This window comes from Arthrobacter sp. 01T428, assembly GCF_056398685.1.
Window position 1 is genome coordinate 118,281 of record NZ_JBFTPW010000005.1, and the last position, 13,593, is coordinate 131,873.

Consider the following 13,593-nt stretch of genomic DNA (forward strand, 5'->3'; position numbering starts at 1 on the left):
TTAAGGAACTATGGCGCAAGTATTGGACAGTTCTTCAGTCAATTTCCAGATGGATCCAGTGGTCCTGGACCTCGGCCAGCGGTTTGTGGACGCTGGCTTCGAACTGTCGCTGGTTGGCGGGCCCGTGCGTGACCTCTTCCTGGGCCGTGTTTCGCCGGACCTGGATTTCACCACCGACGCCACGCCGGACCAGACCCTTTCCATCATCAAGAGGTGGGCCGACAATTTCTGGGAGATCGGCCGCGCTTTTGGAACGATCGGGATGAAGAAGTCCGGCTTCCAGATCGAGATCACCACCTACCGCGCCGAGGCCTACGACGCCGATTCCCGCAAGCCCGCGGTGGCCTTCGGCTCCTCGCTCCTGGACGACCTCCTACGCCGCGACTTCACCATCAACGCCATGGCGCTCCGGCTGCCCTCCTTGGAACTCGTGGATCCATTCGGCGGGGTCCGCGACCTCCACGCCTCGGTGCTTGCTACCCCTGGCTCTCCCGAATCGTCATTCTCCGACGATCCCCTGCGCATGATGCGTGCTGCCCGCTTTGCCGCGCAGCTCGGCGTCGCAGTGCACGACGACGTCCGCCTCGCCATGTCCGGCATGGCCGAGCGGATCAAGATCATTTCCGCCGAACGCGTGCGCGAGGAACTCGTCAAGCTCGTCAACGGTGCGCACCCGCGTGCGGGCATAGACCTCCTCGTGGAGACCGGACTGGCCGAATTCGTCCTCCCCGAGGTTTCCGCGCTGCGCCTTGAAGCCGATGAGCATCACCGCCACAAGGATGTCTACCAACACTCCCTGCAGGTCCTGGAGCAAGCCGCGTCGCTCGAGACGGGCCCGGACGGCCCGGCGCCTGGTCCGGACTTTGTGTTGCGCTTCGCCGCGTTGATGCACGACGTCGGCAAGCCGGCGACGCGCCGTTTCGAACCGGGCGGCGCGGTGAGCTTCCGCCACCACGACATGGTGGGCTCCAAGCTGACCGCAAAACGCATGAAGGCCCTGCGCTTCGACAATGACACCATCAAGGCCGTGGCCCGGCTTGTGGAGCTTCACATGCGTTTCTACGGCTACGGAGACGCGGGCTGGACCGATTCCGCGGTCCGCCGTTACGTCGCCGACGCCGGCCCCTTGTTGGAGCGCCTGCACCGACTCACCCGGTCCGACGTCACCACGCGTAACCAGCGCAAGGCGGAGCGGCTCTCTTTTGCCTACGATGACCTTGAGCAACGGATTGAGGTCCTGGCCGAACAGGAATCGCTCAATGCCATCCGGCCTGACTTGGACGGAGCGCAGATCATGGCTTTGCTGGGACTCAAACCCGGGCCCGTGGTTGGCCGCGCCTACAAGTTCCTGCTGGAGGAGCGCATGGAAAACGGTCCGCTGTCCCAGGAGGAGGCCGAGTCCAAGCTCCTGGCGTGGTGGGCCGGGCAACCCGAGTCCGCCGTCGAACTTTCATCGGAACCAGCCGTCGATGCCAAAGCAGGCACCGCCGAACCAGAGGAGTCCTAAGTGAACCCTGCAGCCAAGCCTTCCCGGCCACAGCTCTGGATCATGCGTCACGGCGAGACCGAATGGTCCAAGAGTGGCCAATACACCGGTTTGACGGACCTTCCCTTGACGGTGGAAGGCGAACAGCAGGCGGTGGAAGCCCGCAAGATCCTGGAAGGCATCGACTTCGACCTGGTCCTGACATCGCCGCTGCGCCGAGCCCGGCGTACCGCGGAGTTGGCGGGCTTCCCCGACGCCGTTCATGAACCGCTCGCTGTGGAGTGGAACTACGGCGACTACGAAGGCATCAGCTCGGACCTCATCCGCAAAGACAACCCTGACTACCTCATCTGGTTCGACGGCGTTCCCAACGGCGAGACTCTCGACTCCGTGGCAGCCCGTGCCGACAAGATCATTGCCCGCGTCCTCGAGTCCGGAATGGACAACGTCCTGATTGTGGCCCACGGCCATTTCTCCCGCATCCTCACGGCCCGCTGGCTTGAATTGGATGCCCGGGAAGGACGCCATTTTGTCCTGGGAACAGCCAAAGTTTGTACCTTGGGATGGGACAAGCGGACGCCTGCCATTCTTCGCTGGGGACTGTAGGAAGAATTAATTTCTAAATTCTTTGTAATTGGCTGGTCAACAGTGCGATTCATGGTGTAACTTTATTTTTGATCCCAGAGCGATTCGCCGGGATTGAGGCGTGCACTATCCAGTCAGTCAACTGCGGTAGTGCCAAAGCAGAAAAGGAGGTTGGGAAAATGATTACTTTGACTAGCGGATGGAAGATGACCGTTGCTGGCACCCCGGCCTTTGCTGCTCGACGCCGTTTTGCGGCCTAACTCCCCCTGATGTACTTCCTCCCCTGATTCCTCGGGGCGGTTCACAGTGCAACAGGCTTCGAGTCGGGCCTGGCATGAGCGGTATCACGCGATCGACGTGGTGCGCAGTTTCCTCATAGTTCGGAACCAGCTTCTTGTTGGGGACGGCTGCCCCCTGGATACCAGGTACCGGAACTCCACGCTTCGGTACTGTTTACGGTCATTCGATAGATCCGCTTAATCCACCCACCATCGCCGGCATTCACATGCCTAATTCCGCCTTTGTTTTCTTCGAATTCAGGGGGGCTTAATTGTCATGCCCGAATTCCGGCAATTCTCTTCACTACGAAAGGAGGTGAACCTTGGCCAAGCGCCTCAAGGACCTGATGGTCTTCAACGGCAAGCCCGTCGTCAAAGACAAGACCCTCTTCAACGGACAACTGCTGGATCAACGCCGCGAAGATGTCTACGTCGTCCTGCACCAAATGGGCATCATCCGCTAAGTGTCCCCCCACCATTGCACTTCAGGAGGGACTGATGGCACACATCGGACCGTTCGCCTCGGAAGCCCACGCGGCTATGCGTGGGCTTCCGCCTTTTAAGGGCCCGAGTTGGGAAGGGCTGTCCTCGGCCGGATCCCGTCCCCCGCGCCTGCGCTAAGCTCGATTCCATGCAGGAGACGAAGCCGCACAGCCAGGAAAAACGTGCTCGCTTTGTGGTTCCCAGCCGTAGTGATTCCTTGCTCAGGAGCTTCACCGAGTTGATCGGAGGACCCCTCGGGCAGCGGTCCTCGCCTGGAGCGGTCTCCCCGGGATTCTTCACGGTTGAACGGGTCCTGATTATCCTCACGATCGTTGCGGCACTCCTGTCGATACTGATCAAGGGCTATTGCCGCGTTAACGGCTGGCACACTCCGCAGCAGTTCTACGCCACCTGCTACTCGGATTTCCCCGAACTTTTCAGCAGCCGGGGCCTTGCAGATGGCGTGTTTCCGCTCTTCGACCAGAAGGCCCTCTTCGAATATCCCGTGATCACCGGGCTGATAGCGGGTATCACTGCATGGCTCGTGCCAGGGCGCGGTGCCAGCCCGGACCGGATCCTTGGCTATTTCGATGTGAATGCCACGCTGATTGCGGCCATGTGGATCGTGGTTGTCCTGGCCACCGCACGCATCAACCGGCGCCGGCCGTGGGACGCGGCCATGGTGGCCCTGGCGCCCGGGATTGTGCTGGCCGGAGTCATCAATTGGGACATGTGGGCGGTGGCCATGCTTGCGGTGGGGATGTACTTTTTCGCTAAGGAACGTCCCGTCCTGGCCGGTCTGTTCATCGGTTTGGGGACGGCAACCAAGCTCTATCCGCTGCTCATACTGGGCGCAGTTCTTCTGCTCGCGCTACGCACCGGCCGGCTGCGGGTCCTGTTTGTGACCACCCTGGCCGCGACGGTGGCTTGGTTGGCAGTCAATGTGCCGGTCGCAGCGGTCAATCCGGCCGGCTGGCGCTACTTTTTCGACTACACCCGCGATCGCCCCGCGGGTTACAGCTCGCCCTGGTTCGCCTACAACCTCGTTGCGGAGCGACTTCAACTGGTGCAGCTTGGCCCGGAAGCCATCAATGCCCTGGCGATGGACATGTTCCTCATTGCCTGCGTTTTGATTGCTGGATTGGCGCTGACAGCGCCACGGCGCCCGCGGCTAGCCCAGTTGACGTTCCTGATAGTGGCGGCCTTCATCCTGAGCAATAAGGTCTATTCGCCGCAATATGTGCTCTGGCTAGTGCCATTGCTGGCTTTGGCGAGACCCAACTGGCGCGATTTCCTGCTCTGGCAGGCCGCCGAGGCGTTGCATTGGACCGCCACATGGATGTATCTGGGCCAGACGAGCAGCGGCGGGGCCGCGCAGAACAATATCGATATGCCGTATTACGTCATGGCCGTGATGCTACACATGGCCGCGACGGCATATTTGATGCTGCGGGTTGCGTGGGACATCTGGGAACCCCATCTGGATCCCCTCCGAGTCCAGGGGGTGGATGATCCTCACGGTGGTGTGTTCAACGGGGCCCAGGATTGGTTCCGGATAGACCTCAAGAGTCCGGCGGCATCAGTGCTGCCTTGGCGGAGGGCGACTGTGCTCTCGGGTGCGTCCCGGGCGACTGACCACGCCGCGCCGCCCGGGCACGACTCAGTGCCGTCTACGCACGGCGAGGCCGAACGCGATGGCTGAGGTCGCCGTCGTCGGCTCCGGACCGAACGGCTTGGCCGCAGCGGTAGTCATGGCCCGCGCGGGACTGGCTGTACGGGTCTACGAGGCCGCCGAGACGATCGGTGGGGGCACGCGGACGGCAGAACTGCTGGAACCGGGGCACGTCCACGACGTCTGTTCCGCGGTCCATCCGATGGCGCTGGCTTCGCGTTTCTTCCGGGAATTCGAACTCGAGCGGCGCGTGGAGCTGCGTTTGCCTGAGGTCCAATACGGAACTCCGCTCGACGGCGGCAGGGCAGCCCTCGCGTATCGCTCACTGGAGCGGACCGCTTCTGAACTCGGGGCCGACGGAGCTGCGTTTACGCACCTGTTGGGACCGCTGGTGGAGCGGCTCGGCGGGGTGCTGGACGTGACGCAGAACCAATTGCTGCGGATGCCTGCCGATCCGGTGGCGGCGTTGCGACTCGGCCTTGCAACCTTGGAGCAGGGTTCGCCGTGGTGGAACCGGCGCTTCGCCGGGGATGCGGCTCCCGCACTCCTGACCGGGGTCGCGGCGCACGCCGTCGCTCCCCTGCCTTCGCTCGCTGCCGCGGGGGCGGGACTCCTTCTGGGTGGGTTGGCTCATGCCGGCGGGTGGCCCATTCCCGTTGGTGGCTCCGTTGCTATTGCGGAGGCCATGGTCCGGGACATCGAGGCCCACGGCGGAGTGATTGAAACCGGGGTGCAAATAGACGCACTGCAAGAGTTGCGTCCCGCGAAGGCGATCCTGCTGGACGTTGCGCCCCCAGGACTGCTGCGCATGGCGGGTGCGGCGCTTCCCGATCGCTACCGGCGGTCGCTTGAAACATTCCGTTTCGGGAATGCAGCGTGCAAGGTCGATTTCATCCTGTCCGGGCCGGTGCCTTGGGCAGCTCCGGGGCTGGCAGCCGCCGGGACAGTGCACGTGGGTGGCACGCGCGCCGCTATGGCCGAGGCCGAGAACTTGGTAGCGGCCGGCCGACATCCCAAGAAGCCCTACGTCTTGGTGGCCCAGCCCTCCATCGTGGATCCCGGGCGGGCCCCCGCTGGGCGGCACATTCTCTGGTCCTACTGCCACGTACCCAAGGGTTCGACCACGGACATGGCCGAGGCGGTCATGTCCCGGATCGAGGAATTCGCGCCGGGCTTCCGCGACGTGGTGGTTGGCTGGAAGACGACGACGGCGGCAGGCTTGGCCGGCTACAACGCGAACTATCTAGGCGGCGATTTCAGCGCGGGCGTTATGGACATTCGAGGGCTCGTGCAGCGTCCCGTGCTCTTTCCGGTACCGTGGCGGACCCCTTTGCCGGGGGTGTATTTGTGCTCCTCGTCCACGCCCCCAGGACCCGGAGTAACAGGAATGCCCGGGTATCACGCTGCCAAATATGCCTTGAAGGACATGTTTGGACTGCAGGTACCCGGGCTGGGTTTGGGCGCGTAACCCCTCGACGCTCGCTCACGTATCTGCCCTTTTTCCTCGACGCTCGCTCACCTATGCCGTCGAAATTCGAAACGCTCGCTCACCTATGAGGCCGACCGGCGGATCGCTCCTGCAGATGATCTGCAGGAGCGATCGGTGCTTTTCCCTCAAATGTGAGCGAGCGTTGGCAAATGGGCCGTTATACGTGAGCGAGCGTTGGGTTAGTTGGCTGCCGTGAAGCGGGCCCGGCGGTGGGCAGGAGTTTCGATTTCGTCCAGCATGGCTACGGCGTAGTCCTGGGTGGAGATGGTGTTGCCTGCTGGGGAATCCTTGGCAGTGGAGTACTTTCCCGTGCGCTCACCTGGCTGGATGACAGGCGCGGGTGCGAGCACTGTCCAGTCCAGGCTCTCTGGAGCTTCCTTGACGGCGGCGAATGCTGCGGCCGCCGTGGTTGCTTCGGCCTTATAGGCCTCAGGGAAGTCGGGCGAATCGAGGAGGCGAACGCCGTCGATCTCCAGCGTGCCTGCTCCGCCCACGATCATGAGGCGGGTGCCTTCTGCGTTGCTGTAGGCGGTGTCCATTGCCGCAAGCCACTCTCCGTGGTCGCCGCCGGTGCGGCTCGGCCCGGTGGCGAGGATGACGGCGTCGTGCTCTTTGGCGATCTCCGCGAAACTCTGGCCATCAGCGAGATCGGCAGCGAGGGCCTTCGCTCCGGCAACCTCCGAGCCCTTGCGGGAGATAGCGGTGACTTCGTGGCCGCGGGTGAGCGATTCGTTGACGATCTGGCTTCCGACCATGCCTGTTGCGCCGTAGACTGCGATTTTCATGACTCTCCTTGGGTTGCTATCCTTGCAATATCAAAACAGTATCTAATTGATACTGATAGCTTCAAAGGAACTTAGTTACCTCATGGATACCAATGACCTATCGGCAAACGTCCTCGACCCTGATTGCCCGTCCCGGGTGATCTTTCAGCGCATCGGTGACAAATGGGCTTCGTTGGTAGTCCAGGTCCTCGCGGACGGTCCCATCCGTTTCTCCGAGCTTCGTAAGATGGTCCACGTCGTGACGCCCAAGGTGCTCACCCAGACCCTTCGAACCCTTGAGCGCGACGGTCTCATCACCCGGACCGTCCACGCTCAGGTGCCTCCGCGCGTCGACTACGAACTGACCGAGCTTGGAGCTTCCCTGCTGGAGCCTTTGACCCTGCTGCGTCTCTGGGCGGAGGACCATGTGCCCAGCATTCTCAAGGCCCGCGATGCCTATGACGATGCCCAGGACGAGGCTGTCATCGGGGGCTGACCGTTCGCGCTTTCGCCCAACTGACTCGCATTTGTTGTCGTTTTGAGGGCTCAGAACGACAACAAATGCGAGTCAGTTGGGTGTCCCGACGGGGACGCGCGCACCGAGGCGCCCGTCCCTCATGGTCGCGACCGAATCGGTGAGCGGCAGGAACTCGGTGTCGTGCGTGACCATGACGGTCGCCGTCGCGAACTCGTCCGTGACCTGGCGCAGCAGCCGCACGATCGATTCACTACGCTCGTGATCCAAGGCCGCGGTCGGCTCGTCGACGAGCAGCACCTTGGGTTGGCCCATGAGCGCCCTCGCGATATTCACGCGCTGCCGCTGGCCTCCCGAGAGCTGGTGCGGCCGCTTAGCGAGAGAAGGCCCGAGCCCGACGACGTCGAGCAGTTCCGTAGCGCGCTTGCGGGCCGCTTTGGCCGGCTTCCCCCGGAAATGGTCGCCGAGGATCAACTGCTCGACGGCGGTCAGCGAAGGCAGGAGGTTGGGTTGCTGGAAGATGATGCGCACCTTTTCCCGGCGCAGGGCAGTGAGTTCGGTGTCCTTGAGTTCCGTGGCAACCGTGCCGTCGACGATAACGAGCCCGGAACCCGGCCGGACCAAAGTTGCCGCCACCGCGAGAAGCGAGGACTTCCCGGAGCCGGACGGGCCCACGAGGGAAAAGAATTCGCCGGCGTCCACGCTGAGATCCACGGCATCCAGGGCCTTGAGGGTGGAATCGCCGTCCGGATACTCCAAGGTGACGTTGACGAGGTTGAGTACGGGGTTCATTGATATGCCTTTCGTGGAATATTAAGTTTCGGGGCTGGCCTAGTTGCCGCCGAGGGCAATAAGCGGATCCACTCTGGTGATGCTGCGTACTGCCAGCGCCGCACCGCCAAGCCCAAGGAGCACGATCCCGGCGATCGGGACGAGGGTAGTTATCGGGTTCACGAGGAACGGGGCCGCCTTGGCAGCAAAGAAGCCGCCCAGAACGCCAAGGCCGCCACCCAGTCCCGCGCCGGCGAGCAAGACGATTCCTGCTTGGACCAGCGCGTCCCGCACCACGTAGCCGGACGAGGCGCCCATGGCCTTGAGCACCGCGATGTCGCGCGTGCGCTGGACAGTCCAGACGGTCAGGAATGCAACGATGACAAGCGCGGAGATGCCATAGAGGAAGGCCTGCATGAGCATGAGGGAGCCGTTTTCGCTCTTGTAGGAGCCGAGGGCCTGGAACGAGCCGCTCGGGGTGGCGCTGACAGTGCCTGCCACCGCATTGGCGGCGTCAAGATCCACGGTGGCTCCGGCGTCGTACTCCACGGCAAGAACTGTCCCAATCGATTCCCCGGCAGGAATATGTGCGAGCTTCTGCCACGTAGCCCGGGAGGTCCAGACGACTCCGGTGTGTGAATACCACTCGTCCTGGGTGATGACGGAAACCGTCAGACCCGTACCGCCTACCGTCACCCTGCTCCCGGTACTCAGCAAGAGTTCCTTCGCCAAGGACTCCCCGACCACCACCTCGCCTTCCTTCACCGCCACAGGTGAGATGTCGCCGTCGGCCCCGAAGACCGCCACGTTCGCAGTGCCGGCAGCATTATTGGCGGAATCGAGGGACTGGAACCGCGTCTGGCTAATACCAATGGCTTCGGCAGAGGCAACACCCGGCCGGTTCCGCCAAGCTTCGAGCTGCTTGTTGGAGACCTCCGATTCCGTATAGGAGGCCTTGGCCTCGGCTCCAGCCGGCGCGCCGAAGGCAATTTGCTGCACAGGAAGGGCCGCGATGGCCGACGTCGACTGGTTGCCAAGGCCCGCTGTAAGCCCGGAGAGCATGACGAGGAGGAGTGTGATGAGGGCGACGACACTTCCCATGAGGGCGAAGCGGCCCTTGGCGAAGCGGATGTCGCGTATGGCGAGAAACATGGAATTCCTTTGGGTCGGAGGCGATCTTCTGGTCCTGTTTCAACTCTCCGGGCAGGGGGCGCGTGAAACATCGGGAAGTGGATGGACTCCTCCGGTCGCCTTGATTGACCCGCGGATCAACCATTCGGTTGATTGGGCCCGCATACCGCCGAATCGGGGTAAAAGTGTCGGCGGGCGAGGCTACGCTGGAAGGCATGCAGGGAGACGATTCGCCCCAACCCACGGCGCAGCCGCAGCCAGCGCCACATCAGCAGCCAAGTGGCTCGGCCATGATTTTGCGCGTCCTGCGCGTCAGCCTGCACGTTGGTTTTGCGGTGCTTCTCTTCGTGGCAGTCGTCAGGCTTGCGATCGCGGGCCTTTCGCCCTTCGCCACTTGGGCAGGCCTCGGCCTTGCCCTGCTGCTGGCTGCCGTCTACCTCTTGGGGACGGTCCTTGAAAAGAGGCACGCCGGCCATCCTGAGCGCTTCGATCCGAAGCCTTACGCGCGGTGGTGGCTCGCCGTCGTTGGTTTCCTGTGGCTGCTGCTCATGCTCATCAGTCCGGATTTCGCTTGGATAGCTTTCCCGTTGTTCTTCCTGCAACTGCATATCCTGCCGCGGCGCATCGCCCTCCCCGCGATTGCTGTCAGCACCGCACTCCTGATCGCGGCGATGTGGTTCCACAACCGTGGTGCCGGGGCGGATGCCCTGCAACTTGCCATGGTCCTCGGGCCTCTTTTCGGGGCCGCCTTCGCGGTTGTCACCGGCCTGGCGTATCGGGCGCTGTACGTCGAGGCGGAGAACCAGCGACTCGCCGCTGAGGAATTGCGCCGGACCCGGGCCGAGCTGGCACAAAGCCAGCACGACGCCGGTGCGCTGGCCGAGCGCGAAAGGCTCGCACGTGAAATACACGACACCTTGGCACAGGGATTCTCGAGCATCGTCTTGATGGGGCGCTCGGCGGAGAAAGCCCTCGACGCCGGTGACAACGCCGCGGCCCGCGATCGGCTCAGGACTGTCCGCGAGACAGCGGCCAGCAACCTGGCGGAAGCCCGCAATTTTGTCCGGGGACTGGGGTCCCCGGAGCTGGTCGAGTCCTCGCTCGCAGACACGCTGCGGCGCCTCTGCACCAAGACCGAGGCCGAGGCGGCCGCACGCGGAGCTACGTTGCGCTGCCGTTTCGAGCTCCAGGGCACGCCAGTGGCGCTGCCCAACCCTTACCAGACCACCTTGTTGCGCGCGGCTCAGTCTTCCCTGGCGAACGTGTGGGCGCATGCCCAGGCGAGGACCGCCGTCGTCACCCTGTCCTTCCTGGATGCCGAGGTAACCATGGACGTGTTCGACGACGGTGCGGGCTTCGATCCCGCAGCGGCCGCTGCCGCGGCAACCCGTGGCGACGGAACCGGCGTCGGGCTCAAAAGCCTGCGCGAGCGGCTAGCGGCCCTGAATGGAACGCTCGACGTCGAGTCGGCTCCCGGCGAGGGGACCGTGGTGGCAATCCGGCTGCCGCTGGGCACTAGCAACGCAGCCCTTGAGGCGTCCCCATGACCAACAACATCAGGGTTTTGCTGGTTGACGATCATCCCGTGGTGCGGGCGGGGCTCCGGGCCATGCTTGCCGACTTCGAAGGAGTCCAGGTCGTGGCGGAAGCGGCCGACGGCGGAGCCGCATTGGCGGAACTCTCGAAGCTCCACGCCCTCGGCGAACCGGTGGACGTAGTCCTCATGGACTTGCAAATGGGCTCGGGGATGGACGGCGTCACCGCCACCGGCAAGATCAAAGCCGGTGAGGCGGGCACTCCCCCGCCGCCGGTCCTGATCCTGACCACATATGACAACGACGCCGACATCCTCGCCGCAGTGGAAGCCGGAGCGAGCGGATACATGCTCAAAGACGCTCCACCTGAGCAAATCCGGCAGGCCGTGGTGGCTGCGGCCGCGGGTCAGACGGCCCTTGCGCCCGAGGTTGCCGCGCGGCTCATGGGCAGGATCCGCAATCCGGTGCACGCCCTGAGCGCGCGTGAAGTCCAACTCGTGGAACTCCTCGCCACCGGAATGAGCAACCGTGCGATGGCGAAGCAACTCTTCATTTCCGAGGCCACGGTCAAGACCCATTTGGTGCACATTTACGGCAAGCTGGGTGTCGACAACCGGACCGCGGCCATCGCGGCGGCAACCCAGCGCAGGATCATCCGGAGTCAGTAGGGTTGGCGCGCAGCCTGGGTGCCTGTCGGGCCCAACTGACTAGCGGCAAGTGTCGTTTTGGGGCCCGAAAACGACACTTACTGCGAGTTAGCTGGGCGAGGCCTGGTTCTTGAGCGCCTCAACCATCACAAAAGCGCAACGTGCTGTGATTTGTATCATTCCTGTCGGCCCGAGAAGGCATAATGGCGCAAATGGGGAAAACCAAGAATCTTGTCCTGGGGCTTGCCGCCCTGATGATCGCCGGCTCGCTGGCCGCTTGTGATGACGGCCGCTCCGGAGCGGAGGGCGCTGCCAAGCAGCTCGCGTCGTCCCTCGCGGCGCTCGACGTCGGATCGCTCGCCGTCGACGGCAAGGATGCCGCAGCGGCGAATGAACAGCTCAAGGCGGTGTTCGCGGCCCTCGATCCGGCCAAGCCTTCGGTTGAAAGCGGCGCGGTAAAGCTCGACGGCGACAAAGCCTCGGTTCCGCTCAACTTCACGTGGAAGATCGGAACTGCGGAGTGGAAGTACACCTCCCAGGCCGCCCTGAAGAAATCGGGCGACAAATGGGCCGTCCAATGGAATTCGGCACTCTTGGAGCCGGATCTTAAGGACGGCGAGGTACTGGACAAGACCGTCACTGCGCCATCCAGGGCCGAGATCCTTGGCGCAGGGGACGCGAAATTGATCAGCTACCGTCCAGTGGTTCAGGTGGGCATCGACAAGAACGCGATTGGATCGGCGGATCCCGCGGCTTCGGCGGCGAAGCTCGCGCAACTGGTCGGCGTGGACGAAGCCGCGTATGTGAAGCAGGTCCAGGCGTCCGGCCCACAGGCATTTGTCAGTGCCATCACCCTGCGTCAAGAGGGCCGCACGATCACCGACCAGCAGATTGCTGCGATTCCGGGGGCCCGTGGCATTCCTGATTCCCTGCCTTTGGCACCGACGCGTACCTTCGCCCGCGCCGTGTTGGGTAGCGTCGCTGAGGCAAGCGCCGAACAGATCCAAAAAGCCGGGGGTGCCCTCAAGGCGGGAGATGTCGTCGGGACCGGCGGCCTGGAGGAACAATACGACAGCCAGCTCCGTGGCCAGGATGGGGTCTCCATCAAGGCCCGGCCGCAAGGCATGACCGACGACCAGATCAAGGCCGCGAAGCCCGACCCCCGCCGGGTGCTTTTTGCCGCCGACGCCAAGGCCGGCGATCCGCTGAAGACCACCCTGGATCCGCGCTTGCAACAGCTCGCCGAAGACACCTTGGCCGGGGTCGGCCCGGCCTCGGCAATTGTGGCGCTCCGCCCCTCCACCGGCGCCGTCCTGGCAGCGGCCTCCGGGCCCGGAAGCAACGGCTACAACACGGCAATGCTGGGCCAATACGCTCCGGGTTCCACCTTCAAGATCGTCGATTCCCTCGCCTTGATCCGCAATGGAATGACGCCGGATTCCAAGGTGGAATGCACGCCGACAATTACGGTGGACGGCCGGACCTTCAAGAACGCCGAAGGCTATCCGGCGTCGTCTCTTGGTTCTGTTGCTTTGCGTGACGCTTTCGCGCATTCGTGCAACACGGCCTTCATCAGTTCCAGGGACAAGGTCAGCCAAGCGCAGCTCGAGTCGGCGGCAACTTCATTGGGAGTGGCAGTCCAAGCCCCGAAGCTGGGGGCCGATGCCTTCCTGGGATCCGTCCCGGGAAACGCCGACGGCACCGAGCACGCAGCTTCGATGATCGGCCAGGGCAAAGTGCTGCTCTCTCCCCTCGCCGCAGCTATCATGGCCGGTTCGGTGGCACATGGCGCGCCGGTGTCGCCGCAACTTGTCCTGAACCCCGGCTCAGTCTCACCGTCCGCGGGTGCCACCCCGACGGCGTCCGGCGCGCCGTCGTCGTCGGAATCCCCGGCCGCGCCAGCGTCTCCCGCAGCGCCGGCGTCCGACAAACCGGTCACCCCGGCGGAGGCAGCAGCACTTAGCGACATGATGAGGGCTGTGGTGACCTCCGGCCACGCCGGTTTTCTCGCCTCGGTGCCGGGGGCGCCCGTGGGCGCGAAGACCGGGACGGCCGAATTCGGAAACGACAACCCGCCCAAGACGCATGCCTGGATCGTTGCAGTGCACGGAGACCTCGCCGTGGCAGTGTTCGTGGAAGACGGCGGCCTCGGTGCAACAACCAGCGGCCCGTTGCTCAAGTCGTTCCTGACCGCGGCCGGCTGAGCGTCGCAGACCGCTGACCCACCACCGTCCGATCAGCGCCCTGTGAGCATGGGTCAGTTGCAGTGGTACATGG

12 protein-coding genes are annotated in these 13,593 nt (G+C 63.7%); 9 read left to right on the forward strand and 3 right to left on the reverse strand.

The features are described from left to right. Positions 1–10: 10 nt before the first annotated feature. The 5 genes from AC1DJB_RS08220 (at position 11) to AC1DJB_RS08240 (ending at position 5,972) form a co-directional block, all read left to right on the forward strand. On the forward strand, positions 11–1,507 hold the full coding sequence (locus AC1DJB_RS08220; protein WP_441432830.1) for a CCA tRNA nucleotidyltransferase: 1,497 nt from the start codon (positions 11–13) through the stop codon (positions 1,505–1,507). Continuing rightward, the gene (locus tag AC1DJB_RS08225) at positions 1,508–2,092 is read left to right on the forward strand and encodes a histidine phosphatase family protein (protein ID WP_059388855.1); all 585 of its coding nucleotides are present in this window, start codon (positions 1,508–1,510) and stop codon (positions 2,090–2,092) included. It begins immediately after the preceding gene. A gap of 580 nt (positions 2,093–2,672) precedes the next feature. After that, on the forward strand, positions 2,673–2,813 hold the full coding sequence (locus tag AC1DJB_RS08230; RefSeq protein ID WP_172465581.1) for a hypothetical protein: 141 nt from the start codon (positions 2,673–2,675) through the stop codon (positions 2,811–2,813). A gap of 167 nt (positions 2,814–2,980) precedes the next feature. Next, positions 2,981–4,534, forward strand: a complete 1,554-nt coding sequence (locus AC1DJB_RS08235) for a glycosyltransferase family 87 protein (protein ID WP_306963423.1) — start codon at positions 2,981–2,983, stop codon at positions 4,532–4,534. Next, a complete protein-coding gene (locus tag AC1DJB_RS08240; RefSeq protein WP_476910134.1) occupies positions 4,527–5,972 on the forward strand; it encodes a phytoene desaturase family protein in 1,446 nt (481 codons plus the stop codon). The genes AC1DJB_RS08235 and AC1DJB_RS08240 overlap by 8 nt, the downstream gene beginning before the upstream one ends. A gap of 200 nt (positions 5,973–6,172) precedes the next feature. Here the strand turns inward: AC1DJB_RS08240 and AC1DJB_RS08245 are convergent, their stop codons facing one another. Then, positions 6,173–6,778, reverse strand: a complete 606-nt coding sequence (locus AC1DJB_RS08245; RefSeq protein WP_284751018.1) for an NAD(P)-dependent oxidoreductase — start codon at positions 6,776–6,778, stop codon at positions 6,173–6,175. An 82-nt stretch (positions 6,779–6,860) separates the two neighbouring features. On the opposite strand from AC1DJB_RS08245, the gene AC1DJB_RS08250 reads away from it, so the two are divergent. Continuing rightward, positions 6,861–7,253, forward strand: a complete 393-nt coding sequence (locus AC1DJB_RS08250) for a winged helix-turn-helix transcriptional regulator (RefSeq protein WP_059388853.1) — start codon at positions 6,861–6,863, stop codon at positions 7,251–7,253. Positions 7,254–7,325: 72 nt separating this feature from the next. Here AC1DJB_RS08250 and AC1DJB_RS08255 read toward each other — a convergent pair whose 3' ends face one another. Then, a complete protein-coding gene (locus AC1DJB_RS08255) occupies positions 7,326–8,024 on the reverse strand; it encodes an ABC transporter ATP-binding protein (protein ID WP_441432832.1) in 699 nt (232 codons plus the stop codon). Between the two features lie 39 nt (positions 8,025–8,063). After that, entirely contained in the window at positions 8,064–9,155 is a 1,092-nt protein-coding gene (locus AC1DJB_RS08260) for an ABC transporter permease (protein WP_441437806.1), read from the reverse strand. Positions 9,156–9,424: 269 nt separating this feature from the next. On the opposite strand from AC1DJB_RS08260, the gene AC1DJB_RS08265 reads away from it, so the two are divergent. From AC1DJB_RS08265 to AC1DJB_RS08275, 3 genes are all read left to right on the forward strand, one after another. Next, complete coding sequence (locus AC1DJB_RS08265; protein WP_284988544.1) at positions 9,425–10,681, forward strand: sensor histidine kinase; 1,257 nt, start codon at positions 9,425–9,427, stop codon at positions 10,679–10,681. Further along, positions 10,678–11,337 carry a response regulator transcription factor gene (locus AC1DJB_RS08270; protein ID WP_284988543.1) on the forward strand — a complete coding sequence of 220 codons (660 nt, stop codon included), beginning with the start codon at positions 10,678–10,680 and terminating at the stop codon, positions 11,335–11,337. Before AC1DJB_RS08265 ends, AC1DJB_RS08270 begins: the two co-directional genes overlap by 4 nt. Positions 11,338–11,528: 191 nt before the next feature. Beyond that, positions 11,529–13,520, forward strand: coding sequence for a penicillin-binding transpeptidase domain-containing protein (locus tag AC1DJB_RS08275; RefSeq protein WP_441432834.1), 1,992 nt, complete (start codon positions 11,529–11,531; stop codon positions 13,518–13,520). The last annotated feature ends 73 nt before the right edge of the window (positions 13,521–13,593 follow it).

Coding starts and splice junctions, on each gene's coding strand:
- AC1DJB_RS08240 (WP_476910134.1), top strand. CDS start 4,527: ATGGCTGAGGTCGCCGTCGTCGGCTCCGGACCGAACGGCTTGGCCGCA.
- AC1DJB_RS08245 (WP_284751018.1), bottom strand. CDS start 6,778: ATGAAAATCGCAGTCTACGGCGCAACAGGCATGGTCGGAAGCCAGATC.
- AC1DJB_RS08235 (WP_306963423.1), top strand. CDS start 2,981: ATGCAGGAGACGAAGCCGCACAGCCAGGAAAAACGTGCTCGCTTTGTG.
- AC1DJB_RS08275 (WP_441432834.1), top strand. CDS start 11,529: ATGGGGAAAACCAAGAATCTTGTCCTGGGGCTTGCCGCCCTGATGATC.
- AC1DJB_RS08220 (WP_441432830.1), top strand. CDS start 11: ATGGCGCAAGTATTGGACAGTTCTTCAGTCAATTTCCAGATGGATCCA.
- AC1DJB_RS08265 (WP_284988544.1), top strand. CDS start 9,425: ATGATTTTGCGCGTCCTGCGCGTCAGCCTGCACGTTGGTTTTGCGGTG.
- AC1DJB_RS08270 (WP_284988543.1), top strand. CDS start 10,678: ATGACCAACAACATCAGGGTTTTGCTGGTTGACGATCATCCCGTGGTG.
- AC1DJB_RS08255 (WP_441432832.1), bottom strand. CDS start 8,024: ATGAACCCCGTACTCAACCTCGTCAACGTCACCTTGGAGTATCCGGAC.
- AC1DJB_RS08250 (WP_059388853.1), top strand. CDS start 6,861: ATGGATACCAATGACCTATCGGCAAACGTCCTCGACCCTGATTGCCCG.
- AC1DJB_RS08260 (WP_441437806.1), bottom strand. CDS start 9,155: ATGTTTCTCGCCATACGCGACATCCGCTTCGCCAAGGGCCGCTTCGCC.